Annotated in this window: 22 protein-coding genes; 10 read left to right on the top strand and 12 right to left on the bottom strand. The window is 69.0% G+C overall.

From position 1 onward, the window contains the following. The first annotated feature begins 281 nt into the window (after positions 1-281). From RYH80_RS15950 to RYH80_RS15940, 3 genes are all read left to right on the top strand, one after another. Positions 282-761, top strand: coding sequence for an Hsp20/alpha crystallin family protein (locus RYH80_RS15950; RefSeq protein WP_370905010.1), 480 nt, complete (start codon positions 282-284; stop codon positions 759-761). Positions 762-999: 238 nt separating this feature from the next. Then, positions 1,000-1,299, top strand: coding sequence for a DUF211 domain-containing protein (locus RYH80_RS15945; protein WP_370905009.1), 300 nt, complete (start codon positions 1,000-1,002; stop codon positions 1,297-1,299). After that, the gene (locus RYH80_RS15940; protein ID WP_370905008.1) at positions 1,296-1,877 is read left to right on the top strand and encodes a VIT1/CCC1 transporter family protein; all 582 of its coding nucleotides are present in this window, start codon (positions 1,296-1,298) and stop codon (positions 1,875-1,877) included. The genes RYH80_RS15945 and RYH80_RS15940 overlap by 4 nt, the downstream gene beginning before the upstream one ends. 16 nt (positions 1,878-1,893) lie before the next feature. Here RYH80_RS15940 and RYH80_RS15935 read toward each other — a convergent pair whose 3' ends face one another. After that, positions 1,894-3,147, bottom strand: a complete 1,254-nt coding sequence (locus tag RYH80_RS15935) for an APC family permease (RefSeq protein WP_370905007.1) — start codon at positions 3,145-3,147, stop codon at positions 1,894-1,896. 216 nt (positions 3,148-3,363) lie between these two features. After that, a complete protein-coding gene (locus RYH80_RS15930; RefSeq protein ID WP_370905006.1) occupies positions 3,364-3,513 on the bottom strand; it encodes a DUF7557 family protein in 150 nt (49 codons plus the stop codon). A gap of 342 nt (positions 3,514-3,855) precedes the next feature. On the opposite strand from RYH80_RS15930, the gene RYH80_RS15925 reads away from it, so the two are divergent. After that, positions 3,856-4,746 (top strand): universal stress protein, encoded by an 891-nt coding sequence (locus tag RYH80_RS15925; protein ID WP_370905005.1) that lies wholly within the window; start codon positions 3,856-3,858, stop codon positions 4,744-4,746. A 102-nt stretch (positions 4,747-4,848) separates the two neighbouring features. Here RYH80_RS15925 and RYH80_RS15920 read toward each other — a convergent pair whose 3' ends face one another. From RYH80_RS15920 to RYH80_RS15905, 4 genes are all read right to left on the bottom strand, one after another. Then, on the bottom strand, positions 4,849-5,271 hold the full coding sequence (locus RYH80_RS15920) for a CBS domain-containing protein (protein ID WP_370905004.1): 423 nt from the start codon (positions 5,269-5,271) through the stop codon (positions 4,849-4,851). Positions 5,272-5,420: 149 nt separating this feature from the next. Further along, the gene (locus tag RYH80_RS15915; RefSeq protein WP_370905003.1) at positions 5,421-6,407 is read right to left on the bottom strand and encodes a DUF3592 domain-containing protein; all 987 of its coding nucleotides are present in this window, start codon (positions 6,405-6,407) and stop codon (positions 5,421-5,423) included. An 89-nt stretch (positions 6,408-6,496) separates the two neighbouring features. Beyond that, a complete protein-coding gene (locus RYH80_RS15910; RefSeq protein WP_370905002.1) occupies positions 6,497-8,200 on the bottom strand; it encodes a hypothetical protein in 1,704 nt (567 codons plus the stop codon). Between the two features lies 1 nt (position 8,201). Further along, positions 8,202-9,083 (bottom strand): ABC transporter ATP-binding protein, encoded by an 882-nt coding sequence (locus RYH80_RS15905; protein ID WP_370905001.1) that lies wholly within the window; start codon positions 9,081-9,083, stop codon positions 8,202-8,204. 193 nt (positions 9,084-9,276) lie between these two features. Here RYH80_RS15905 and RYH80_RS15900 point away from each other — a divergent pair, with 193 nt between their 5' ends. Together RYH80_RS15900 and RYH80_RS15895 are read left to right on the top strand one after the other, a co-directional pair. Beyond that, the gene (locus tag RYH80_RS15900; RefSeq protein WP_370905000.1) at positions 9,277-10,458 is read left to right on the top strand and encodes a DUF6498-containing protein; all 1,182 of its coding nucleotides are present in this window, start codon (positions 9,277-9,279) and stop codon (positions 10,456-10,458) included. Positions 10,459-10,902: 444 nt separating this feature from the next. Next, positions 10,903-13,710 (top strand): M14 family zinc carboxypeptidase, encoded by a 2,808-nt coding sequence (locus RYH80_RS15895; RefSeq protein ID WP_370904999.1) that lies wholly within the window; start codon positions 10,903-10,905, stop codon positions 13,708-13,710. A gap of 117 nt (positions 13,711-13,827) precedes the next feature. Here RYH80_RS15895 and RYH80_RS15890 read toward each other — a convergent pair whose 3' ends face one another. After that, complete coding sequence (locus RYH80_RS15890) at positions 13,828-14,739, bottom strand: hypothetical protein (protein WP_370904998.1); 912 nt, start codon at positions 14,737-14,739, stop codon at positions 13,828-13,830. A gap of 182 nt (positions 14,740-14,921) precedes the next feature. Here RYH80_RS15890 and RYH80_RS15885 point away from each other — a divergent pair, with 182 nt between their 5' ends. After that, the gene (locus RYH80_RS15885) at positions 14,922-15,752 is read left to right on the top strand and encodes a hypothetical protein (RefSeq protein WP_370904997.1); all 831 of its coding nucleotides are present in this window, start codon (positions 14,922-14,924) and stop codon (positions 15,750-15,752) included. Positions 15,753-15,795: 43 nt separating this feature from the next. On the opposite strand, the gene RYH80_RS15880 is transcribed toward RYH80_RS15885, so the two are convergent. From RYH80_RS15880 to RYH80_RS15865, 4 genes are all read right to left on the bottom strand, one after another. Continuing rightward, the gene (locus tag RYH80_RS15880) at positions 15,796-17,403 is read right to left on the bottom strand and encodes a M48 family metallopeptidase (protein ID WP_370904996.1); all 1,608 of its coding nucleotides are present in this window, start codon (positions 17,401-17,403) and stop codon (positions 15,796-15,798) included. A 121-nt stretch (positions 17,404-17,524) separates the two neighbouring features. After that, positions 17,525-18,976 (bottom strand): DUF6498-containing protein, encoded by a 1,452-nt coding sequence (locus RYH80_RS15875; protein ID WP_370904995.1) that lies wholly within the window; start codon positions 18,974-18,976, stop codon positions 17,525-17,527. Between the two features lie 57 nt (positions 18,977-19,033). Beyond that, a complete protein-coding gene (locus tag RYH80_RS15870) occupies positions 19,034-20,038 on the bottom strand; it encodes a DUF8127 domain-containing protein (RefSeq protein WP_370904994.1) in 1,005 nt (334 codons plus the stop codon). A gap of 152 nt (positions 20,039-20,190) precedes the next feature. Beyond that, positions 20,191-21,072, bottom strand: a complete 882-nt coding sequence (locus tag RYH80_RS15865; RefSeq protein ID WP_370904993.1) for a DUF7351 domain-containing protein — start codon at positions 21,070-21,072, stop codon at positions 20,191-20,193. Between the two features lie 164 nt (positions 21,073-21,236). On the opposite strand from RYH80_RS15865, the gene RYH80_RS15860 reads away from it, so the two are divergent. Both RYH80_RS15860 and RYH80_RS15855 read left to right on the top strand, forming a co-directional pair. Further along, entirely contained in the window at positions 21,237-22,124 is an 888-nt protein-coding gene (locus RYH80_RS15860; RefSeq protein WP_370904992.1) for an ABC transporter ATP-binding protein, read from the top strand. Further along, on the top strand, positions 22,124-23,779 hold the full coding sequence (locus RYH80_RS15855; protein WP_370904991.1) for a hypothetical protein: 1,656 nt from the start codon (positions 22,124-22,126) through the stop codon (positions 23,777-23,779). The genes RYH80_RS15860 and RYH80_RS15855 overlap by 1 nt, the downstream gene beginning before the upstream one ends. A 48-nt stretch (positions 23,780-23,827) precedes the next feature. Here RYH80_RS15855 and RYH80_RS15850 read toward each other — a convergent pair whose 3' ends face one another. Continuing rightward, positions 23,828-25,096: a DUF8127 domain-containing protein gene (locus RYH80_RS15850; RefSeq protein ID WP_370904990.1), complete on the bottom strand. Its 1,269-nt coding sequence runs from the start codon at positions 25,094-25,096 to the stop codon at positions 23,828-23,830. 256 nt (positions 25,097-25,352) lie between these two features. Here RYH80_RS15850 and RYH80_RS15845 point away from each other — a divergent pair, with 256 nt between their 5' ends. Next, complete coding sequence (locus tag RYH80_RS15845) at positions 25,353-25,817, top strand: hypothetical protein (protein WP_370904989.1); 465 nt, start codon at positions 25,353-25,355, stop codon at positions 25,815-25,817. Positions 25,818-25,820: the final 3 nt, after the last annotated feature.

Raw genomic sequence — 25,820 nt, 5'->3', positions numbered from 1 at the left:
CTGTCCCCTCTCGCTCCGACCGGTCGACGCCGCCACACTCCCGACGACCCGGTCGACCGTCGTCTCCACACGCTCGTCGCGACGAGCTATCGTTGCTCTACCTCCCTCTCGTCGGCCGATCATCGGCATCGCCCTCCAGTCGTCCCGACAGTTCGTCGGGTCGACGCTTCAATCGTGTCGGTCGTCGCGACGAGTGACACGAGGCCGACGAGACTGCAGTGTGTGAGACCGACACACAGTATATCACGGTGGTCGGCGTAGCGTTCCACGGAGGATCCACAGTGAGTACACGCAACCCGTTCGACGAGTTGGAACAGCTGTTCGGGCGGATGAGTCGGCAGTTCGAGGAGTCGTCGCGCGCACTGGACCCGGACTCGACACTCGGACGACTGACCTCGGGTGCGAACGAGATGGCGATGGACTTGGTCGAACACGACGACGAGTTCGTGGCGACGGTCGACCTCCCGGGATTCGAGCGCGACGACGTGGACGTTCGCGTGACGGACCACACACTCCACATCGACGCCGAGCGCGACGAGGTCGTCACCGAGCACGACGACGACGCCAGCGATCGCGACGACGGTCACTACCTGCGACACGAACGCCGTCACGAGTCGCTGCACAGATCGGTACAGCTACCCGACGAGGTGGACAGAGACGCCGTCGCCGCGCGGATGAACAACGGCGTGTTGACGATCACACTGCCGCGACGCACCGCGTCGGAGGCCCACCGGATCGAGATTCAGTCCGACGCCGAGTGACACGAGACGGGGCGAGACGCGGCGAGGCGGCAGGCGACGGCGACTGGAACGCGACGACGCCCCCGCCTCGTCCCGCTTCACCCCGGCCGCACCTACTCACCACACCCCAGTCACACTGCCACGACACACCCCGGCCGCACCTACTCACCACACCCCGGTCACACTGCCACACCACACGCCGATCACACCCGTCGCCGCGTCGCCCCGACCAGTCCGACCACGTCTCGCCCGACCCACCATGGCCCCAGTTCGCCGAATCGTCTTCGACGTGTTGAAACCGGACGCCCCGCCGCTCCCCGAGTTCGCCGCACGGCTCGCGGACACCGACGGCGTCGCCACCGTCACGGCCTCCCTCGTCGAGATGGATCGAGAGGTACAGACCGTCTCGGTGACGTTCGAGGGAGGAGACGTGGACGTGGCGGCGGCGGAGACGGCGGTGACGGAACTCGGTGCCGCGGTCCACTCCGTCGACGAGGTCACCTGTGGAGACGCGACGGGGCGACACCGGGACGACCAGACGGAGCGAGCAGAGTCGTGATCCCGTTCGGCGGGCTCGTGAGACAGCTCCTGCGACGAGAGGAGGTCCTCGCGATCTCGCGGCGGTACTTCGTCTCGAACGGGTTCGACGGGACACTCACCTGTATCGGACTCGTCGTCGGGGCCACACTCTCGGGCGTCTCGGACGGGTTCACCGTCGTCGAGATCGGACTCGGGGCGACGATCGGGCTCGGCACCTCCGCCGTCTGGAGCGTCTGGGAGATCGAACGCGCCGAGACACGCGCGGAGATCGAGCGTGTCGAACGAGCGATGCTGACGGATCTCGACGACACGCGGATCCAACGCGAACGTCGTGGCGTCCGACTCGTCCACGCGACGACGAGCGGGTTGGGACCGGTCGTCGGGATCTCGATCCCGTTGACGCCGTTCCTCCTGGAGGGGACACTGTTGACGATGGGGCAGGCCGCCCTCGTCGCCGTCGCGCTCGGTGTCGCGATCCTCGGCACGTTCGGGGCGTACATGGGGTCGATCTCGGGACAGCGGTGGTACGTCGCCGCCGGCCGGATGGGACTCGCCGGGATCGTCGTCGCCGTCGTCAACTACCTCCTCCCGGGGTGACGCGACGACTACGCCGTCACAGCAGATTCCACAGGTACACGACGAGGAGCCCGAACGAGGTGACGACACCCGCGATCGCGGTGAGTGAGAACCGTCCGACGGTCAGCGGTGCCGTGAATCCCTCGTGGGCCCGGGGCGCGTCGTAGCGGAGCTTCACCAGTGCGGCGTTGACGACCACGAAGACGACGAGCAGCGCCGCGTTGGCGACGCTGGCGACGGCACCCAAGTCCCCGATCAACACGAACGGGACCGTCACCCCGCCGACGAGTGCGACCGAGAGGTACGGCGTTCGCCGGGTCCGGTGGACTCGCGAGAAGACCGCCGGGAACGAGCGGTACTCCGACTTCGAGACGCCGTACACCAGTCGCGAGGTCGACACCAGGAGGATGAGAACCGTGTTCGCCGTCGAGGTCAACGCGACCGCGCCGACGACCGTCCCGAGTGTCGGGTCGCCGCCCGTCTCGGCGACCAACGCGAGCGGGGACGCCGACGCACCGAGGACGCGCCAGTCGACGACGGCGACCGCGGCGACGGCCACGAGCACGTACAACACCGTCGTGATCCCGACGGCGACGACGATGGCTCTCGGGATCGTCCGTGTCGGGTCCTCCGTCTCTTCGGCGACGGTGACCATCGAGCCGAACCCCAGGTACGCGAAGAACACGAGGAACGTCGCCTCGAGGACACCGGTGACGCCGGCGGGTGTCTCCAGTGCGGGGAGCCGTCCGAGTGCGCCCCCGCCGAGCCAGATCACGACCACGAGCCCCGCCACCTCGACGGCGGTGAAAACCACGTTGAGACGGACGGAGGTCTCGATCCCCCAGAAGTTGATCGCCGAGGCGACGACGACCAGCCCGACTCCGACCACGGCGACTGGCGTCTGTGTGAAGGCGGTGAGGTAGCCGCCGAACGCGAGGGCGACCGCCGCCGCCGAGACGGCACCGACGAACACCCGCAGGAACGCGACGACCTCCGCGAGTCGTTTGCTCCCGGTCGCCTCGCGAACGTAGACGTAGTCGCCCTCTCCCTTCGGGAACCGCGAGGCCAACTCGGCGTAGCTCAACCCGGTGAAGGAGGCGACGACGGCTGCCAAGACGAACGACACCGGGACTGCGGTCCCGGCGACTGCGGTCGCCTCCCCGAGGATGGCGTAAATTCCGGCGCCGAGGATCAATCCGACACCGTAGACCACGACCTCGAGCAGGCCGAGCCCCCGCCGCAGTGTCGGGTCCGCCGATCCACTCGACCCGAGGTCGTTCCGAGTCGTCACCGGTCCCTCCAGACACGGGGCGTCGTCATCTGTGTTCTCGAACGAGTGGTCGCCGTCTGTGCTCGGGTGGCCTCGTCGTCTGTACACTCGACCCGATTGGCTCGTCGTCTGTACGCTCGGCCGCTCGTGGTCGCCCGCGGCCGGACAGTTCACCCGTAACCCCGAGGAGTCCCGAGTGACACCTCGTGATCACCTCCGCGCCGCGGTCTCGACCCGTCAGTCTTCGGAGTACCCCTCTTGGAGGAACGAGCCCTCCGTCTCGTAGATGTTGAGCAGCTCCGTCAGGAACTCCTCGTACGTCTCGTCGTCCTCGAGGTGGTCGTCGATGCGGTGCTTCAGTTCGTCGCCGATCTCGATGGTGGTCATGGGAGGCTGTCGGACCGCGTGGCTCGGCACCGAGTCACTCGGACCCACCGTCGTGGCCGACTACACGGCCGTACCCGTGGCCGATCCCGACTCGGCGACCCCGTCACGGCGTCGCGGTCGAACACGTGGTTTCGCCGACTTCGACCTAACGACTGTGTCTCTTCTCGGTGTGTGACAACAACTGTCTCGACTCTTGATACCAGGTCGCGTACCACACGGCGTGAGGACTCGAGAGAGCGAACGCGGGAGCCGAACCGAACACCGAGCCCGAATCGGGGTCGAACCTGCGGTCCGGTGGCGCCGGAGCGAACTCGCCGCCTCGGGGAGGGTGTAGTCGGGCCAATGTACGACGACATTCTCGTCCCGACCGAGGGGAGTGACAGCGCCGAGGTCGCGATTCCACACGCGGTGGCCGTCGCGACCGTCTACGACGCGACGGTTCACGCACTGTCCGTTGTCGACGAGCGCTCCTCGCCCGACACGGCGGCGCTTCGCGACGCACCCGCCGCCGGGCGAGTGAGCGCGCTGGAGGCGGGAGCGGAAGCGGCGGTCGACCGTGTCGAGCGTGTCGTGACCGATCACGGACTCCCGTGTCGTCCCGCGGTTCGACACGGTGTCCCGGCGGAGGCGATCCACGCGTACATCGCCGACGAGGGGATCGACGCCGTCGCGATGGGGACACACGGCCGCACCGGACTCGACCGGCTCCTGGTCGGCAGCGTCACCGAGCGCGTCGTCCGGCAGAGCGACGTACCGGTCCTCACGGTCGCGTTCGATCCGGAGCGAGAGACGACGACGCCGACCGACTACGACCGCCTCCTCCTCCCGACCGACGGGAGCGAGGCCGCACTCGCGGCGATCGAACACGGGGTCGCACTCGCGGACGCGTTCGACGCGACCGTCCACGCGCTGTCCGTCGTCGACGTAGACGGACTCGTCGGAGCGTACGCCGCCGGGCCGACGCTCCCCGACCTCGTCGACACGATCCGGGAGGGGTGTGAGGAGGCCGTCGAGACGGTCGAGACGGCGTGTACAGACCGCGGCGTAGACGTGGTGACCCACGTCGCCGAGGGGACAGTCCACCGGACGATCCGGCGCTACACGGACGAAGAACGGATCGACCTGATCACGATGGGGACACACGGACGGACCGGACTCGAACGACAGCTCCTCGGGAGTGTGACCGCACGGACCATCCGGACGAGTGAAGTTCCCGTGCTCGCGGTGCGGTGAGTCGCCACGCGAGGGGTCACTCGCCGGTCGGAACGCCCGCTCGGTCGTCGACCGGGAGTCGGACCCGTCGGCGGTCGGGAATCGGAGATCACCCGGCGACGATCAGTAGCCGGGGCGCTGGGTCTGTATCACGGACGCCAGTTGTCGACTCTCGTCGGCGAGGAGTTCCAGCAGATCGTCGGCCGTGACGATCCCCTCGATCTCGTCGTTCTCGCCGCAGATCGGCAGTCGTCGGACGCCGTTCTCGCTCATCACTTCGAGCGCCTCGTACACCCCAGCGTCCGGGCCGACGGCACACACGTTCGTCGACATCACGTCGTCTGCCGTGTGCCCGTCGGCCTCCATCGCCTCGGCGAGTACTCGGGTGGTCAGGTCGCGGTCGGTGACGATTCCCGCCGGTACGTCGTCGTTGGTGACGACGACACTCCCGACGTTCTCGTCGCGCATCCGCCGGGCGACGTCGAGGACCGGTGTCTCTGGACCGACACTCACGATCTCGTCTCGGGCAAGGTCTCGGATCGGCATCTGTGGTACCTCCGTTCGGGGGTTCGCCGAGTGACCACATATACCGAGAGGGATCTTCTCGGACACTCGCAAGTTCTCTCTCGTGTCGCCACACACCCTCTCGTTCCGTCTCGTGCTCTCGACAGCGGCGGACGCTCTCTCCCGTCGTCTCACGACACGACCTGCACGGCCGAGACGGTGAGGATCGCGGCGACGAGGACGGCACTCCCCGTCAGTCGCACACGGCGGACGTACTCGTTCGGATCGTCGTCGTCACCACGCACCAGCGTCACGAGTCGCGACGGATTGCGGAACGGACTCGGCGGTGTCGGGTCCGCGAGGCGCTCTCGCAGGCGCCGGTACTCGACGAACGACCAGGCGCCGTACAGCGACAGCGAGACGACGAGCCCGACGTACGACGCCGCGACCACGACACCGGCGATCCCGATCGGGTCCGTCGGGTCGACCGAGAACGCTGCTGCCGGGCCGAAGATCCCGCCACTCCGGAGGACGATCAGCCCGAACCCGACGAGGAACGAGCCGAGGAGCGTGACGGTACAGACGGCGATCGACCGGGTCGTCCAGCGACCGAGGGGGTCGTGGAAGCGTCCGAACACGGACCGCTCGTGGACCGGTGGGACGGCACCCTCGGGTCGGAGGTCTGCCGTCGCGTCGGGGTTCTGCGGACCGATGGCGTCGAGAGCGACGATCACCAGGACGGCGAGCCCGAGCCAGAAGAAGTCCAACGTTCCGGGTGGCCGCTGGTCGTTCAGAAACGCCTCTCCAGGTGCGTCTGGGGGGACGTACACGCGGGTCGTGTCGCCCGGTTCGAGTCCGTCGAGTGCCGCGCGGGCCGCCTCCCGCTCGTCGTACGTCGGGACGTACGCACCCGGGAACACGCGATCACCGGTGTACGCCGTGCCCCGGTATCGGTAGTCGAACTGAACCTCCAGCCCGTACGAACCGCCTCTTCCAGAGTCGTCGTAGCGTACCTCTGCCTCGACCACCGTCGCCTCGACCGCCGTCGCGTCGTCGATCGCTCGCGACTGTTGGACGTAGTCGTAGCCGGTGAACGCCACGGCGGCGACGGCGAGGAGTGCGACGATGACGCGCCACGCAGGCGCGTGGATCGTGGTGTCTCCGATCGAGAACTGCATCCGGACGAGGAGTCGGTCGGCGACGGCTTGTACCCTCCGCAGCGTCTCGGCGTCTGTGGCTTGGGTGCGTATCCCAACGTGTCGTCGTATCAGTGTACGTGGCGTCGTTTCGCGAGCACTGCCGCGACGAAGGCGAGACCACCGATCGCGAGGAACGTCGCCGGTGTCCCGGCGGCGAGTGCGGTCGGCGTCGCCCCCGCGAAGTCCAGCGCCGGAACGTTCAGCGGCCCGACGTACCACAGACAGAGGTACCCCGCCTCGAACACCCGACGCGACCCGGTCGTGACACCGAGCGCGAGCGCCGTCGAGGGTGCGAAGACCGCGACCGACGCCGTCGCGAGGAGTGTGGCAGGGGTGACGCCGTCGGCGAGGATCGCGGGCCCGGCGACGACACACGCGAGAACGACACCGACGGCCCACTCGGCGAACAGTTGGCGGTACGCGGCGGACGAGGAGTGGACGAGTGCCGCTCGGTCTCGGTGTGTCGCTCGGACACCGAGCGACGACCAGACGAACACCGGCCACGCGGTCGCGAGGGCGACGAACTGACGGCGCGGTGGGGAGGCGACGGCAGCGACGACGACGGTGGCGACGACGCCGACGTACCACCACCAGCGGCGTCCGCGGAGTTTGCCACGGAGTTCCTGCCAGAACAGGCGACCGAGCGGCGCTGCTCCACGACGCTCGACCGGTGTCGACGCGATCTCGGAGAGCGCACGACTCGCCGGGTCGTCCGTCTCCGACGCTGTCGTCGAGGAACCGCCGAGACCACTCGGCACCGCGTACGTCCAGAGAGACACACGGAACCGGGTGGCCAGCGTCTGGAGTCGGCGACCGAGTGTGCGTAACCGAGACGGCTCTTCGGACACCCGCGCCCACCTGTCGTGTGGAGCGGCTGCACAGAGTGTCACCACGAGTCCGACGGCGGTGACTGCGAGTCGCTGTCCGGCGAACCACGCCGGGAGAGCACCGTCACCCGGCCCGACCCACCAGACTGGGGAGCCGGCACCGTAGTCGAACGTCCGTGTCGCTCCGACCGGAGAGCCGAGGAAGGAGGTGAAGAACCCGGGCGTGCCACCGCCGTACGCCGGTGCGACGGTCGCGAGCGCGTCCGTCGTCGCCTGGGCGGCGGCGACGGTCCCGTACAGGTCCGTCGCTGCGACGACGGTCGGAACTGTAGACGGGTCGCCACCGTACGTCGACAACCCCGTCACGAACGTCGCGAGTACGAGTCCGAGGTAGACGATACTCCCGAGCGTTCCGGAGAGTCGGTCGGTCGACTCGAAGGCCAGGGTGACTCCGGCGACGAGTGCACCGACGGGGAGGCCGAACGACAGGACGACCACGACCGTTCCGAGCGGGTCGGGGCTGCCGACACCGTGTCGCACGTGATTCACCACGGCAGTGAGCCCGAGGACGGTCAGTGCCAGTGTCACGATCACGACGTGACTCAGCCACTTGCCGACGAGGTACGACGCGGCCGAGAGTGGTGTACTCGCCGTGACACGGTCGACCCCCACGCGGTGTGCCACGGTCAGTGTCCCACGGAGGAGGAAGTACCCGAGGAGGACCGTGGCGTACGTCCCGGCGAGGGCAGTCTCGAGAGCGACTGCGGCAGCCGTCGGTCGCGGCGTGTAGTGCGGTGGGCCGTCGACGCCACGGTAGACGAGTTCGAACCCGTCGACACCCGCCACGAGGCCGACGAGTACGGCCCCCGACAGGACGGCGAGCGTGCGAGGCGTGCGGAGTCGCCGACGCAGGTCCGTCCGTGCGACAGCGAGGACGTGGCGCACGTCACAACCCCTCCCGACCGTCGATCCGTGCGAGGTACGCGTCTTCGAGTGTCGGAGGGACCGGCTCGGCGTCCTCGGTCGGTGGGTCGTCTGCCAAGAATCTGACTTCGACACCGTCTGCTCGCTGGACGGTTCGAGAGACGCGAACACCCTCGCGGAGATCGTCGAGTTCTGCTCGGGAGACGGTCGCCCGGTACACGTCGCCGGCGACGTGGTCGACGAGCGACTCCGGGTCGGTGTGTGTCACCAGCGTCCCGTCGTTCAACAGCGCGACGGTGTTGGCGGTCGCCTCCACGTCCGGGACGATATGTGTCGAGAGGATCACGACTCTGTCCTCGGCGGTCGCAGACAGGACGTTCCGGAACCGGACTCGCTCCTCTGGGTCGAGTCCGACGGTCGGTTCGTCGACGATCAGCAGTTCCGGGTCGTTGATCAGTGCCTGCGCGATGCCGACGCGGCGACGCATCCCGCCGGAGAAGGTACCGATTCGCTCTGCACGCACGTCTGTCAGGTTCGTCACTGCGAGTTGTTCTTCGACGCGTGCAGACGCCGTCTCTCGGTCGAGCCCACGGAGTGTCGCGACGTACTCGAGGAACTCCTCGACGGTGAGTTCCGGGTACGCACCGAACGACTGCGGCAAGTACCCCAGTACGGACCGCACGGCGTCCGGAGACGTCGTCACGTCGACCCCGTCCCAGCGGACGGTTCCGGTCGTCGGGTCGGTGAGTGTCGTCACCATCCGCATCAGCGTCGACTTCCCGGCCCCGTTCGGACCGAGGAGGCCGTGAATGCCCTCGTCGAAGTCGAGCGTCACGTCCGCGACGGCCCACCTGTCGCCGTACTGCTTCCCGAGATTCCTCGTCTGCAATCGAGCGTCACTCACGAGTCCCTCCACGCCGACGCGACTCGGGGACCTCGCCGGCACGCTCCGAGTGACTGCCTCGAATCGGTCGTCGGTCGTCGCTCTCGATCACGGGCACACGGTGCCGTCGAGAGACAACTGTAACCTACTGGCGTGTCTCGCGTCGTGAGACACGATCGAAGAGGTATCCCACCGGCGCGACAGACACGAGAGCGTGATCGCTTCCGATTGGCGCGTCCGTGTTCTCCGGTCGATACTCGCCAACGCCGGCGTCCTCGTCGGTGTCGTCGCCTTCGACTGGCCCGCAGCCGCCCTCCTCGTCGTCTTCCTGATCGAAGCGGCGGTCGCGACACTTCGCGGCGCTGTCCAGGGACTGTTCGCACGACGAGACCCGATCGAGACGGCACTCGACGACAGACTCCCGGCCGCGTCGTGGAGTGCCAAGAGCGGTGGCGTCTCGATCGGACCGCTCCCCCCGATCTACCCACGGAACGTCCCGGTCGTCCTCGGCGGCCTCCTCGCCGTCGTTCTCTTCTGGCCGATCGCGGGCCTCGTCGTCGTCGCGACGGCAGACACCGGCCTCCCTCTAGCGTCGCTGGCCGTCGGGATCGTCGGCGTGCTCCTCGGCCAGCTCGTCGCCGCCGTCGACTACGTCCGCGCCGCGCGGTACACGGACGACACGGTGCGATCGGCGATGGGACGACGGTACGTCGCCGGGGTGGTGGTCCTCGCTCTCGGCGGCGGGATCGTCCTCGCCGAGTACGGGGCGGTGCCCGCCGCGCTGTTGGCCGGTGTCGTCCTCGCCAAGTCGATCGTCGACCTCGGGGAGATCGGGACCGAGACGACGACACGCGACGTGTGGGAGGACGACGACCCGGAGCCACCGGCGGCAGATCCGGTGGCCGTGTTCGCGGTGGACCGGCGGAGTCTGCTCGTCCGAGCACCGGGGCTCGCGCCACTGTTCCTCTTCGTCCCGCCGTACCTCCTCCTCGTGTTCGTCGTGGCCGTCGTCGGGCTCCTCGGCGGACTGTGGGCGGGCACCGCCGCGCTCACCCTCGCCGTGGGACTGGTCGGGGTCGGTCGCGTCGTGGCCGTCGACGTGCTGCGTGGTCACCGAGAGTACCACGTGTACCCGAATCGAGTCGTGGTGTACGACCGACTCCTCGAGACGCCGCAGTGCTCGGTCCGTCGGAAGACGATCACGGACGTGCACACCGAGAACAGTCTCCTCGACCGGGTGAGACCGGGGAGCCGAACGGTCGTGGTGTCGACGGTCGGTACCGACCACCGGCTCCACGCCCTCCGACGACCGGCGGCGTTCGTCGACACTGTCGCCCCTGGAGGTCGGGCAGACGACCGTGAGGATGCGCGAGCACGTGACTGGTACGGAGAGTGACGTGACTGGTGCACAGAGTGACGTGACTGGTACGGAGAGTGACGTGACTGGTGCACAGAGTGACGTGACTGGTACGGAGAGTGACGTGACTGGTGCACAGAGTGACGTGACTGACGCGAAAGGTGTGACGAGTCGTCTCACACGGCCGTCGACGCGACGGGAGAACGTCGGAGAACCGAGCGACGGTCACGCGTCGGCAGTCGACGGACGAGGGGCACTCCGTCCGACGACGCCGGCGGGGTCGACGGGGGATTCGGGGTGGTCGGTGCCCGCCGCCCGGTACCGTGACCGAGCGGACCGAGACACGACAATCCCCACCGACGATCACACCGAGTGAAGCAGTGTCTCACGCACAGAGAGTGCGCTGGGAGAGTCAAACGGCCACCCGGACAGGTTCGGTGCGGAACTCGGTCCACTCGATCGGGCCGAGTCGTCCCCGTTCCCATGACACGCGACACACGCGCTACGGACAGACGGACAGTCCTCCGAACGATCGGCGGTCTCGCCGGCGCCGGCGTACTGGCAGGTGCCGCGACCGACACGGCAGCCGCCGCGGACCCACCCGACGAGCGCCTCTCACGGCACTGGTGGACCGCCTGGCAGAACACGCGCGAGGGTGCCGTCCTCCCGACGGTGTTCCTCGTCGACGACCCGTCCGGGCTCGACCAGATCGAGACACTCGGCTTCGACGGTGTCACCACGACCACCGAGACGGAGACACCGGCGGCGTACGCGCGAGTGTCGGTCGACTTCGAGTCGCTGCGTGCGATCCTCCGACTCGACGCCGTCACGACCGTCCTGTACGCTCCGGGCGCCAACCCGTTCTGGCTGCTGGAACACTACGCCGACCGCGTCTTCCCGACCCCGACGGACGCCGTCGACTACGTCTCGTATCCCGAGTTCGTGCAAGGTGTCGACCACCTAGCGTCCGAGTACTCGGACACACTCCGGCACACACGCGTCGCACAGAGTCCCGGCCACCTCGACGTGGAGGCCGGCGAGACGACTCGTGAGGACGTCCACGTCGTCGAGGTGACCGAGAACGTGACCGACCGCGAGGCGTTCGCACGACGCGAGAAGGTCGTCGTCACGCTCGGGATCCACGGCGACGAGCGGGCCGGTGTCGAGGCCGGTGTCCGGTTCCTGGAACGCCTCTGTCGTGGCGAGGCGGACGCGAGTGACGCCCTCGCAGACACGGCGTACGTCTTCGTCTTCCCGAACCCCGACGGGTGGGTCGCGCGGCTCCCGTTCACCGTCGACGGGCGGTTCGGCGCGGGTGTGAACCCACCGGGGAACGCGTTCGAGCGCGTCACGGGCACCGACCACGATCCGAACCGGCAGTACCCGACGGTCGGGTGGATCGATCCGGGCCACCGACCGGCCGAACCGAGGGGGGCGAACCTCGTCGACGACGCCCCGGGAGTCGACGGCGACGTACCGACGACACCACACGACTACTACGAGGAGGTACCGGGCGCACTCGGCGTCGTCGAGCACCTCCGCGGGTACGACGACGTGGCGTGGGTCGCGGACTTCCACGGGATGTTCGGCTCGGAGGAGTTGGTGAAGCTCCTCGCGATGAACGCCTCGTTCGAGTACGAGGACGCGTACGCCATCTTCGACTTCGCGGCCGAGACCGAGTCGGCGCTCGACGACGCCGTCGGCGACCTGCTCAAGACGACGCGACCGGCACTGGAGTCGCGAGCCGAGGCGGTCGCCGAGGAGTACGGGATCGACCGGACCCCACCGGTCCCGTCGACGACGTTCACTGCCGGCACCATCTTCGACATGGTGCGGTACAACACGACCGGCGGCTTCGCCTCGTGGGCGAGTCGACCCACGGAGGCCGGTGGACTCGGCGCCCGTGGCGTGGCACTTGAGATGGCGTGGGACAACCGCGTCGGTGACGGGATGTCGTTCGACTCGGAGGTAGTCGAACTCCAGTCGCGAGCCTACGAGACGGTTCTCGAGACGCTGGCGAGCCACGAGACGGCGTCGCCGACCGTCGAGACACCCGCGGAACAGACCGTGACGGTGGTCGACGGCGACGACACGGGTGCGACCGCGGCGGAACTCCCGTTCCCGACGGCCGACACGGCAGCGGCCGCGTCCGCGGGAGAGTCGGACGACGGAGAGTCGGGCTCGGAGGGGTCCGGCGACGGAGAGTCGGGCTCGGAGGGGTCCGGCGACGGAGAGGAGGGAGACGCCTCCGGGGAAACCGGCGAGGAGACCGGTGTCACGTCGACGGCGGTGCCCGTCTCGGTTCGAGCGGGTGAGACCACGAGTGTGCCGGTCCCGGTCGAGGCAGAGACCGACCGACTCGCCGTCGTGGTCGACACGACCGTCGGCGCGCTGGAGGCGACACTGTACGACCCGGACGGTGTACTCGTCCGGACGGTCGAACGGCGCACGCTCGCGACCAGACCGAACGGGCAGATCACGTGGGGAGTCTCCGATCCGGCGGACGGCGAGTGGCGCGTGGAACTGTCGAACACCTACGGCGAGCGCCTCGCGCTGGGCTCGGTCACCACACGGGTGGAGACGGGTCGGACCCGCGACCCACGAGTCGCACTCGGGTACGAGCAGCGCGACTACGACGTCTCGATCACCGACGTGATACCGGACTACGAGCCGGCGACGGACGGGGGTGCGACGTTCACCGTGACCGGTCCGACGGACCTCGCCGACGATCCGAGTGGCCCGGTGGTCGTGCCGACCGACACCGGCGTGGATCGCCCCGAGTACGTCCAGCGACTCGGCGAGCTCCTCACCGACGGGGAGACGATCGTCGTGACCGACAGTGGGCTCGAACTCCTCGGTGCGGACGAGTTCCCGCTGGACGTCTCCGGCGACGACGTCGAACGGGTGACCGGACGGAGAATCACGCTCGGGAACCGCGTCGAGGAGCACTCGTTGCTGACTGGAACGCGGTCCGATCAGCTGGAACTGGCTCGCGGCGGCCCGGTCGGCTACGCCTCTCGGATGTCGGAGGTGCCGATGTACGGGATCGCGCCAGACGCGTTCGACGGTGTCGGCGGCACCGTCGCCGCACGACGCGAGCGTCGGTCCGGGACACTCGTCACGGCGGGTACCGTCTCCGTCGGGTCCGGCGAGCTCGTCGTGATCGGTGGCCTCCTCCCGCGTCCGTCTCAGGAGAACCTCCACCCGTTCGGGCTCGCCGGACACGGGGTCACACACCTCGGGTACACCGTCCTCGCGAACGCACTCGGTCACTCCCCGCCGTCGCCTTGATCGGTCGTCGACGGCGTCGCCCTGATCGGTCGCCGACGGCGTCGCCCGAGTCAACGTCCGTCCTGGCCGTCTGCCTCGCCCGACTGGCGGCGCTAGCGAGTGGGTGACGCGGTCCCGTCAGCGGGACGCTCGCTCTCGATCGTCGTCTCCGCCGTTCGCCGTCGAGGGGTCGCCGTCCGCGGGGGCGTCGGCGTCGTCGGCCGACTGGCTGGCGCCGTCGACCGACGAATCGGCCACATCGGACGACGAATCGGTCCCGTTGGACGACGAGTCGGTCCCGTCGGCGTCAGCCGACGGCGCAGTTCGGTCCGTCGACGAGCTAGTGTCGTCGGACTCTGCGGTCGGGTGGCCTCGTTCGAGGCTGATGGGGCGTGCGAGTCGACGACCGACGGCCACGAGTCGGTCTCGGAGGCGGTCCAGACGGCCCTCGTCTCTGCTCTCGGTAGGGAGGCGGAGCTCCGACCCCGAGCGGGTGACGACACCGCGGTCGCGGAGTGTCTGGACGGCCGTCGTCACGTCCTCGGGGTCGGCGTCGAGTGCTTCGAGCAGTTCGCGACGAGTCCGCGGTCGCTCCGCGAGCGCCTCACGGACGCGGTGTCGGACGTGTTCGCGGTACACTGCTCGGCCGTCCAGCGTGTCGCGTGTCGCGCCGAGGTGCCGAGCGGTCTGGACGGCGTCGACGACGAACCACAGCCCAGCGAGCAGGAACAGTACGGGAACTGCGAGTGCCTCTGGTCCCGTCGCGTCGGCCGACGCCTCGACGAGTGTCGTCCCCGGGAGCACCACCATCCCGAGCCCGCCGAGCAGCGCGTACACGCCGAGACCGGCGTGTCGGACCGACTCCCGGAGGTCGTAGGCGTCACCGACCACGTCCGTCGCCGCGACGACACCTACCGAGACGAGCATCGTGACGAACTGCAGCGGCGACGGGTCGAGTACCACCCAGAGGACGCCGAGCGCGAGCGTCGTCTCCGTCAGCGCACGGATCGTCAGTCGCTCCGCGACCGCATCCGAGAGTGTCCGCGACACGGGTCGAGAGATACACGGCCACGACTTCAAACCACGACCGCCGTCTCGCGGACACGCGCACCGCACCGGACACTGCGAGGCACCTGGCGTGCGCCTCAAGCACTGTCCGACACACAGTGTCGACTCGACGGCGAGACACACGTCGCCGGGATTCTTGACGGTCGTCGTCCTATCGCCCGTTCGTGCCGACGATCCCCTCCACGTTGCGACTCCCTCGACCGGACGGACTCGCGGTCGCGATCGGCCTACTCTGTGGGCTCTTCGTCGCGTGGTCGCTCCCACGCCTCCCGATCACGTGGGCCGAGACCGCTCTCCTCGACCTGCCGATCCCGCCGGCGACGACCGTCTGGGGCGTCGTCGCGGTCACCGGACTCGTCGGTGGCGCCGTCTGGCTGCTGTCGGAGTTCGTCACGGGCGTCGTCGAGACAGTCGTGCGACGCCGTCTCACGCTCCCTCTCGTCGTCGTGACGGGGTCGGGGCCGATCGCCACCGCGGTACTCGCGCGGATCGGTGGCGGTCCACCCGTCGAGGACGCACTCGGGTTGCTCGTCGTCGCCGCGGCGGGTGTCGTGGGGAGCTACGGCGCGACCAGACACGCACGGTACCGGACAGAGACGGAGTCGTGTCACGACCGCGTCGTAGTGACCACGTCGAACCGCTGGCACCTCACTGTCGGTGGGCTCGTCGGGGTGGTCGGGACCGCAGTGGTGGCTGTGCTCTGGGGGTGGGACCTCGGGCTGTCGATGGGCGTCAGCGTGGCGCTCTCGGTCGCCGCACGTAGTGATCCGGACGGACGCTGCTACGCACTCGACAGTGGCGTCGTTCTCGAGTCGAGCGCCGGCACCGCGGTCCACCTCCCGTGGCGTGGTCTCGACGGCGTCGACGCGGACGGCGACCGGCTCCAAGTCGGGACGCTGGTGCCGTACCCCGCAGTTCGCCGGCGCGTCGCGCCCGACGCGGCGACGGCGAGCGAGTTCGTCGATACCGTCCGTCGACTCCGCCGTCGGTCGTAGCCGGACGAACGGGTGTCGACTGGTGACTCGACACCGCCCGAGATCACGTCTCACGCTCGAACTCGCGAGTCCGCTCGTGGAGTCGTTCGATCCGCTCACTCGTACTCGGGTGGGTTCCGAAGAGCCCACGCTGGACGAGTCGCCGCGTCCGGTCGAAGAACCGGTGGGGTTCCCAGGCCGGTGGAACGATCGAGAACGCGGCCACGGCTCGCAGGTCCGCCGTCGTCTGCCGATCTACGGTGTCGTCGAGCGTCGCGAGTGCGCTCGCGAGTGCGGCGGGATCGCCGGTGATCGCGACCGCGCCGTCGTCTGCGGCGTACTCACGCGCCCGAGCGACGACGGCGACACACAGTCGACTCGTCGTCCCAGTGACCAGCGCGAACACGACGAGCAGCGGGTTGAGTGTGTACTGCTGGAACACGCGACGTGCCGCGACGCGTGGGAACGACAGCGCCGTCAGGACCGCAGCGTCTCGGTTGGCGACGTGTGCCACCTCGTGGGCCAACACCGCCTCGAGTTCCGCCTCGTCGAGCGCGTCGACGAGTCCGGTCGACACCACCACCGTCGCGTCCGACACCCGGTAGCCGACCGTGGCCGCGACTGGACGCCGCGTGTCGAGGATCCGCAGGTCGGGTGTCGGAACCGACGCCTGTCCGGCGAGCCGTGTCAGTCGCGCCTCGACACTCGGTCCGCCGGTGTCGTCGCTCGTGCCCGACGACGAACCGGTCGCGTCGGCGTTCGACGGGCCGCTGGTCGTGCCGGTGTCCGTCCTTCCACCGGCCGGTCGATCCCGGTCGAACCGCTCGTCGAGTTCGGCGAGGATCGTGCTCTCCATCAGTTCGGCGTGGAGGTCTCCTCCGACGTGTGCGCTCGTGGCCAGCAGAGCGACTGCGACCGCCACCGGACGGTACAGCGCCGCGGTGTCACCGCGACGCGCGGCGAGCCAGAGGCTACCGAGCGCGACGAGTGCCACGGCTCCGAGACAGAGGGGTCCGAGCCACCCGGCTCGGCGGGTCAGGTCGCGGATCGGTGCCGTCCCAGTTCGCCAGACCGCTCGCAGGAACGCGGCACCGGTGGCGAGGTCTCGCCCGTGTTCTCGCCCCTCGAACGTCGAGATGTGCTCGGAGGCACTCTCGTCGTCCGTGTCTGACGACTCGCGCCAGAACGGGTCGGTCTCCGTCTCGATCTCCGTCTCGACGTCGAGTTGCTGGAGCTTGTAGGCCAACGCCGGGTAGAAGGACGCGATGGCGAGAATCCCGACCAGAATCTGTGCCCACTGCGGCACGCTCAGTCGTCGGAACAACGTCCACGCGAGCCACACCGACGCACCGAACAGAGCGACGTACGCGTAGGTGAGGAGCTGTGGTGCGAACTCGAACCCGTCGTCGGATCGGCTCGCCGCACGGTGGACGGCACCGACGACCCAGAACACCGAGAGACAGCCGAGCGTCGCGGCGACGAGACCGGTCACGGGACCGGCTCCGAGAGTCGTCACGACGGCTCCACCGAGTCGCAACAGTCCCGTCGCGACGACCGCGAGCAACGCCACTTCGGTCGTGAGGAGCACGACGGCGAGGAGCCCGATCACGAGTGCCGCGATGCCGACGCGGACCCAGCGTGTCCCGTGCCGCGTCCCGGCGAGGGCGCTCACGGTGACTCCCTGGTCGGCGGCCGACAAGTCGGTTCTGGTCGTGTCTCGGACGGCGAGACACGCCGAGTGGCAGAGACGGGTGTCGGGTCGAGACCACACCGGAGAGGAGCCGACCGACCGCTCACCCCGAGTACGCACGGTTCCAGACGACCTGGAGTGAGAGGAGGGCGAACGGGACACCGAACGTGACGAGCGCCAGCCTCGGGACCGAGCCGACGGGGACGACGAAGACGCCGAGTCCGACCGCGACGGCAACGACGGCGACCAGACAGACCGTCGTCCAGACGACGCGACGGTCGAGTGGGTCGACCGTGGTCTCCGCCAGCGGGAGCTCGAACGCGTCCACGGCGTCGGGTGCCGCCCGCAGGTGGGCGGCGACCCACTCGTGATCCGCCACAGTCGGCGTGAGAGCGATCGTCCGCGTGTCGTAGACGCGATCGGCGAGGTGTTCGTCGCGGAGTGTCACGTCGCGGAACGCACCGACCGGAGCCGTCCACTGGACGGCGTCGACCAGTTCGTCGGACACGACGACCGTGTCACCGTACCGCCGGTACACGACCCACCCGTGAGCGAGTGTGTACTCGACTGTCCAGAGCGTACACCACACGAGTGGGGCGAGCCCGAACACGGCGACGGTGACGCCGACCCACGGGAGTTCCCACGCCCCGACCGAGACGATCCAGACGAACGCCAACAGCGGGATTCGGACGAGGAGTCGATTGGCCGCTCGCAGTAGTCCCGTGACGACGACGGCGCGTCGATCCGGACGGATCGTCACAGACGGCTCTCCGTCCGGCAGTTCCGTCGACGGGTCGGTGTCGAGGAGTGTCGCCGCCGTCGGACCGTCGTGATCGTCGCCGTCGCCGAACCAGCCGAAGACCCCGTCCTCGCCGCGGAACCGCTCCCACTCGACGAGGAGCTTCGCGAGGACGACGACGGCCAACAGATCCGCCGTCGCGAGTCGCGCGCCGACGACCACGACCGCGGCGACGATCGACGCCTCCTGCAGCGGGACTGCGGCGACGCTCTTCGGCGTGACCGTCTCGTAGCGTCGCCGTCCGAGGTAGCCACCCACGAACGCGACGCCGTGCGAGGCGACGAGCGACCCGACACTCACGAGAACCGTTCGGTCGCCGAGGAGCGTCAGTGGATCGAGTGTCGCGATCAGAAACCCCGCCAGGACGAGCGTGAGGAACACCACGGCGTCGAACCACGTCGAGAGGAACGGGACACTCCGGGGGTACACTGGCGGGAGCCACTCGACGAGAGAGAGGCTGCCGACCCGCCGTTCGAGCGCACTCGCCTCGGGTTTCGGCGCGGGTGTCGGCGACGACGACCACGTGTACGTGGCTTCACCAGACTCCTCCTCGGAGTCGTACTCCGGCGGCTGCTGGGCGAACAGCGACTTCGGCACCGCGAACAGGATCGCGACGACGAGTTCGACGGCGTAGACGAGAGTGAGTGTGTCGGCGTCCCAGCCGAGTGTCAGGACACCGACCAGCGGAACGAGATTCGCGGCCGCCGTCGGGGCGAACTCGGTGGCAGTCGGGGGGAGGCCGGGACGGTCGCTCATGTCGGTCGGAGTGTCTGTGTGGCTGGTATCTGTCGGGGTATCGGTGTATCGATCTTGTCACGTCGTGTCCGCGCCGAAGACGGTGCCGTAGACGAACGGGACGACACCGGCCACGACGGCGGACGGGACGGCGAGGACTCCGGCGAACAACCCGATCCCCCCTGCTACCAGGAACGAGACGGCGACACCTCCGACACCGACGCCGACGGACAGGGCGACGAGCAGCCCCCACCGAGACTGGTGTGCGAGCACACCCGCGACGAGTCCCGTCGCGACGACCGCGCCGACGCCGGGAATCGCCACGAGTGCCGCCACCGACTCGGAGGTCGCGGCGGCGAGTCCGAGCGGGACGGCGCCGACGGCGATGGCCCCCGCTCGCCGGACTGTCGCCGGTCGTGGCGTCGGGTCGCGAACGCGAAGCACGGTGAGTCCGAGTCCGACCGCGGCGTAGCCGGCGCCGACCAGCGACAGTGCGAGACTCCCGGCGCTCGTGAGGAGCACGCCGAAGACCTGGCCGGCGTTCGCCGGCCGGACCGCGTAGTACGTGCCGTCGCGGACGAAGACGCCGTTCGTGACCTCGCCGCCGGTCGCGGAGCCGGTGTCGATCGCTCGCTGCGCCTGTGGCGGTGCCTCGGCGTACGGCGTCGCGACGGCCGCCGCGACCGTCTCCGGGTCGACACTGGACATCCGGATGCGCGCACCGGTCGGGTCCGAACGCAGCGTCGCCTTCCAGCGGTAGTAACGGCCCTCGTAGACGACGTACTCCGTGTCGACATCCGCGAGTCGCTCGGAGAGCGACTCGTCGACCCGTCCGTCGAACGACCCCGTCTGCGCCGCTCGCGTGACCGGATCGACGGGGCGGCCCAGTCGCTCGTCGAGGTTCGTCACGTTCACACTCACGTTGGCGAGTGCGCCCGCGTCGTCGGCGGGTTGGATCTCGGTCGCCTCGACGGTCAGGTTCACACCGCTCGCCGTGGTCGGGAACGCCAGCAGACACCCGACGCCGACGACCGCGAGCAGGACGGCCGCGACGGTTCGCCCACTCGGAACGACATCGCGCACACCGGTCACACTGTTTCACGCGGTATAAACCGGGGGCACGTGTTTCAGACTTGGAAGCACGAGGGAGAACACTCGACCCCGACCGCTCGGTGTGGGACGGTACAGGCGGGTTTCTGTGGCGTCCGAACTCGGAAGGTGATTCCTCGCGTCCCTCACTCGACGACACCACACACCGTCGCGTCATCGTCGAGCGTGACGACGACGGAGTCGTCGCCGACCGTGACGCGCACGTCGACGCGGAGTGGATCGGTCTGCACGACCTCGCTGTCCGCGTGGTCGGCGGTCAGTCGCGCCGCATCCTCGCGTACGTCGACATCGTGATCCCAACAGAGTGCGACGACCGCCGGGTGATCGAGGACACAGCCGGCAGGAACGTGAGTGATCCGGTGTCCACACTGTCGACAGATTGCCTCGAATCGCACTCCGTCTCCTCGCTCGACGAGGCCGCCGTCGGTACGCCCCTCACAGAGCCGACAGATCCCGCGTCGGAACGAACTACAGTCCAGAACGCCGTCCCAGTACCCGGTCGCGTACGCTCGAGACACGCCGACGCGATCGACGAACGCCGAGCCCACGTCGAGTGTCGCACTGTGAGTCGAACACTCGACCTCGAGACACCCGTCCGTGTACCGCACCGGAGCAGAGTCGCCACACACGGGACAGTCGGTCGTCGCACGGAGGTCGGTGTCTGTCTCCGGATCGAACCGGTCGGAGACCACCACAGCGAGCAGTCGGTGACCGACGCGCGAGAGGGTGTACCCCGCGTCCGTCTTCTCGACCGGCCCGCCGACCAGACGCTGGAGGTGGTAGTTGAAGTTCCCCGGGTCGTCGTGGCCGACCCGCTCGCGGAGTGTCGAGAACGACAACCCACTCCCGTCCGACTCCGTCCGGTCGTACTCCCCGAGTGTTGCGACGATCGCCGTCCGTGTCTCGTGGCCGACGAGGTCGAACACGTCCGTCAGTGGAGCGTGGTCGTCGTAGTCGTGGTCGCGGCCGTCGCCACCGTCGGCCAGCGAACGGTTCGAACCCGTCACGGGTGGAGAGACGCGACCGACACACTCGAACCTGTCGGCCCAGTTACAGTAACGCGCTGCTACGACCCCTTAATTGCCGTCGGACGTTGGTGATCGTGTGGTGACACAGACGACAGTCGAACCGGACGGGATCGACGAGAACTCCGTCGGAACGAGGTGACAGTGTGAAGTTGGAACTCGACGGCCTCGGGAAACAGTACGGCGACACGTGGGCACTCCACGACGTGACACTGGAGGTAGAGCCGGGTGTCGTCGGCTTGCTGGGCCCGAACGGTGCCGGCAAGTCGACGTTGATGCAGATCGTCACGACGTTCACCGAGCCGACGGCGGGGACCGTCCGCTGGAACGGGACGGACGTGATCGAGGAGCCGACCGTGATGCGCGAGGCAGTCGGCTACCTCCCCCAAGAGTTCGGCGTCTACCCGCGACTGACGGCCCGGGAGTTCCTACGGTACCTCGCCGCCGTGCGCGGGCTGTCGTCTCCGGGCGACCGGATCGACGATCTCCTCGACGTGGTGAACCTCTCGGCGGCGGCCGACGAGCGTCTCGGGGGATTCTCCGGCGGGATGCGTCGACGTGTCGGGATCGCACAGGCACTCCTGACGGACCCGGAGTTGTTGATCGTCGACGAGCCGACGGTCGGGTTGGACCCGACGGAGCGCGCCCGATTCCGACGACTCCTCGGCGCGTTGGCCGCAGATCGGATCGTGATCCTCTCGACACACATCGTCCCGGACGTGGAGGCGACCGCCGACGAGGTCGCGCTGCTCGACGACGGCGAGTTGGTCGCACACACGACCCCCGGTGCGTTGCTGGATCGGGTCGAGGACTACGTCTGGGAGGTCGTCGTTCCGGAGTCTGCGGTCGACGAGATCGGACGCGAGTACACCGTCGCGAGTACGACACGCCGGAGTGACGGAGTGCACCTGCGTGTCCTCTCGGCGGAGCGACCGACCGCCGACGCGCGCTCCGTCGACCCGACGCTGGAGGATGCGTACCTCCACGAGGTCGAGACGGACCGGATCGGTGTCGCGCCGGAGGTGGCTCCGTAGTGGTCCGGGCGGCGCTCGCGGTCGCCCTCGCGGACCTCCGCCGGCGGACGCGCACCCCGACACTCCTCGTCGCGGGGGTGCTCACCGCCTACCTCGGGAAGCTGATCGTCGTCGACGGCCAACTCGTCGTCGGTGACGGGTTCACCGGCGTCGGGACGGCCGCCTGGTACGGCGCGACCGTCTGTGGCCTCGCCACGACCGTCCTCTTCGTCTTCGGGTTCCCGCTCGCCCGCGGTGGCGTGACACACGACCGCGAGACGGGTGTGGCGACCCTGCTGGGAACCGCGCCGCTGTCGAGCAGTGCGTACGTGTTCGGGAAGGTCCTCTCCGCTGGCGCCGCGCTCGCGGTCGTCACGGCCGTCCTCGCGGCCGCGACGACGGCGGCGTTCCTCGTGGGGGGTACCGGCCCGTTCGATCCGATCGCCCTCCTGGCTCCGTTCGTTCTGATCACACTGCCGTCGCTCTCGGTCGTCGCCGCCGCGGCGGTGCTCACCGAGGTGATCGGACCGCTGCGTGGGACTGCCGGGACCGCGTCGTACGTCCTGAGTGCGATCGTCGTCGTCGGGTTGGGTGTCGAGGGGACGCTCCCGTTCGACCCGACCGGTGTCTCGGTCCTCCAGGCGAGCATGTCGACCGCCGTCACCGCGCAGTACCCGGACGCCGCGGGCGCGGCGACGGGATTCGCCTACGTCTCGGCCGGCGAGGCGACGACGGCGTTCCGGTGGACGGGTGTCGAGTGGACGCTGCCACGACTCGCCGAGCGAGCGGGACTCGTCGGGGTCGCACTCGCGCTCTCTGGTGTCGCCGTCGTGTCCTTCGACCGGTTCGATCCGGACGCCGGGGTCACGCTCCCGTCGCTCGGGAGTGACGACACCACGGACGGACCGACGGACCGCTCGCGGTCGGAGTCGCGATCGGCCGACTCGTCACCACCGAGCGAGTCACGGCCGGCCGAACGGGCACCGACGAACGAGTCGTCGCCCGAGCGGGCTCGATCGGGCACCGCCGAACCGCTCGTCGACGACGCAGTCGATCGACTCGCGTCGGTCGAGGTCGGCCGTTTCGGCCTCGTGACGGCGACGACCGCCGAACTCCGGATGGCGTTCCGACGGCGGCGGGCGTGGTACCTCGCCCTCGCCGCCGTCGTCGTCGCCGCGGCCGTCGCCCCGATCGGGATCGCTCGAACGGCCGTCGTCCCCCTCGGGACGCTGGTCGCACTCCCGGCCCTGTCCGGGCTCGGGAGTCGCGCACGGAGACACGACACCGCGACGCTGCTGTTCACGACCGCCTCGCCGGTGCGACTCCTCGTCCCGACCTACCTCTCGGGCGTCGCCGTCGTCGCCGTCGTCGCCTCTCCGGCGGCCATCCGTGTCGCGCTCCTCGGACAGATGGGGGCGCTTCTGGGACTGCTCGGTGGCGTGTGTGCGCTCCCGGCGGCGGCACTCGCGAGTGGCGTCTGGACCGGTCGCCCGCGCGTGTTCGAGACCGCACTCGTCGTCGCGTGGTACCTCGGCCCCGTCAACGGAGTCGCCCCGCTGGACTTCGTCGGCGCTCGTCCGGCGACGGTCGCCGCCGGTGTGCCCGTCGCCTACCTCGCTGCCGCTCCGGCCCTCCTCCTCGTCGCTGCCGTCGGTCGCCGTCGCGTGAGGTCGTGACCCCGCTGGCGTCCCTCCGTCGTCCGAATCCCCACCGGCGCAGAGAGCTCACACACTGTCTGCGACGGCCGTGTCGGACGCGTGGGTGTACCCCAAGAGAGCGACCGGGAGTCCAGTCGCCAGTCCGAGTCCGCCGACGAAGGTCGTGAACACTGCCGGCAGAATCGTCCCCGCCATCGCGGCGGCGAGCACCGCGTGCAGGAGAAGTGCACCGAACACGCCGGCGGCTGCGAGTGCCACGCGCCGGCCGAACCCGTGTCGACGCCAACTCGTTCCGACGAGGAGCGTCCCGGAGACTGGGAGCGTCGAGATCGCGGCGACGGCTCCGATCAGGAGGGCGAGGCCGGCACGACCGACCGTCGGCGGGAGTGACCCGACGATCGGGGCAGCCGTCGACGTGGCCGTCGGCGCCCCGACCGAGACGGCACTGGCCTGTCCGGCCGCGACGGCGAGTTGGAGCAGCGTGAGACCACCGACGGCGCCCAGTGCAGTCCGTTCGGTCACCGGATCGGAACGACCACGTGCGGCGGTCAGCCCGTACACACCGACTGCGAGGCCGACGTACGTCACGCCGAGTCGCTGGAGTGCGGGGAGCACCGTCCGGTGGAGGAAGAACCCGACGAAGTCGGTGATCGGGGCGAGTTCGTTCGTCCGATCGAGTACGTAGTACGTGTCGTCACGAACGACGACCGACGGAACGCGCTCGGCGCCAACGACGACCGGCGCGTCGCCGTCGGTCGCCTCGACGACACCCTCCCCCTCGTCGACGATCCGACGGGTCGCAGGGTCTGTCTCGTCGTAGGGGACCGCCAGCTCTGCGAGGACGGCCGCTCCAGAGACGGGACGCAGCGTCAGCGTGAACGGTTCGAACGCCGAACTGTCGACTGCCGGCGTCTGCGTAGTAGTCGACGCGTCCGTTCCGGTGTCGTCTGCTCCGGACTCACCGGTTCCGGGGTCACCCGTGTCTGACGAACCCGTCTGGCGGGCTCGAAGCCGGTAGTAGTTCCCTCGGTAGACGGCGTACCCAGCCGCGTCGTCGAGACTGGACAGTTCCGCGTCGGCAGTACCGACCCTCACCGTCTCGCCGTCGACGGCTCGGTCGAGCGTCTGCCGACTCGTCTCGGTGTCGGCGAGTGCCGTGAGGTTGCGAACGTCGGTTCTCCGTGTGACCACGGCAGTGTCCACCGACGGATCGACGGCCACTGCGTCGTAGGTCCGTGACGAGTCGGGTGTCGGCACCGCGAACGGTGCGGCGACGAGTGGTACACCGAGCAGGAAGACGACAGCGACGGCCACAGTCGGGCGCGGGAGGGACACGAGCCACGCCTCTCGGTACGACCACTTGAATCGACGGGGAGTGTCTCCGAACCCACCGACGGATCGGGATGTCGCCGGCGCGACGGACTTCGGGACGACTCCCCAGTCTCGCACGACGGGGTCGGGGTCCAGCAGTGAACTCCACCAGAAAGCGTTTGTCGAGTCCCACACCACACCGGGTGTGGTTCCCGTGTCGAGTAGCCTCCTGCAAGTCTCGTCGCGTCCTGCTTTCGGCGGGCGGGTATCGACGGTCGGTGTGGCAGTGCTCGTCGCGCTCGTCGTGACCGTCGGTCTCGTCGTCGCCCGTCGGAGTGGTGTTGGCTTCCGACGGCTCGCCGCCGTGGGTGGTGTGGCGTACGCAGGGACCCTCGTGGGGTTCTGGCTCGTGATTCGACTCCTCTTCTGGCGGCGGCTGGATCCCGAACTCCTGGGATTCGTGTTGGTCTTCGTTCCACTCACCGCCGTCGGGCTCCTCCTGTTGGGCCAGTGGTGTGCGGCCGTCGTCGCGTTCGTGCGCTATCGGTTGTCGACCGCGGTCGCCTGGGTGTTCGGTCTGACGACGTTCACAGTCGACGCGTTCGCTATGCTCGGGGGCGAGGGCGGTCCCGTGATCTTCCTGTTGTTCTGGTTGTTCGTCGTCGGGCCAGCGTCGCTGATCGGTCTCCTCGCCGTGGCCTCCGGCGAGTACCTCGTGAGGACACACCTGCTGGGCTCGTGGTGAACT

It is taken from the genome of Halobaculum sp. MBLA0147 (assembly GCF_041361345.1).
Classification (GTDB): Archaea; Halobacteriota; Halobacteria; order Halobacteriales; family Haloferacaceae; genus JAHENP01.
This window is presented reverse-complemented; position numbering and strand designations above follow the sequence as displayed.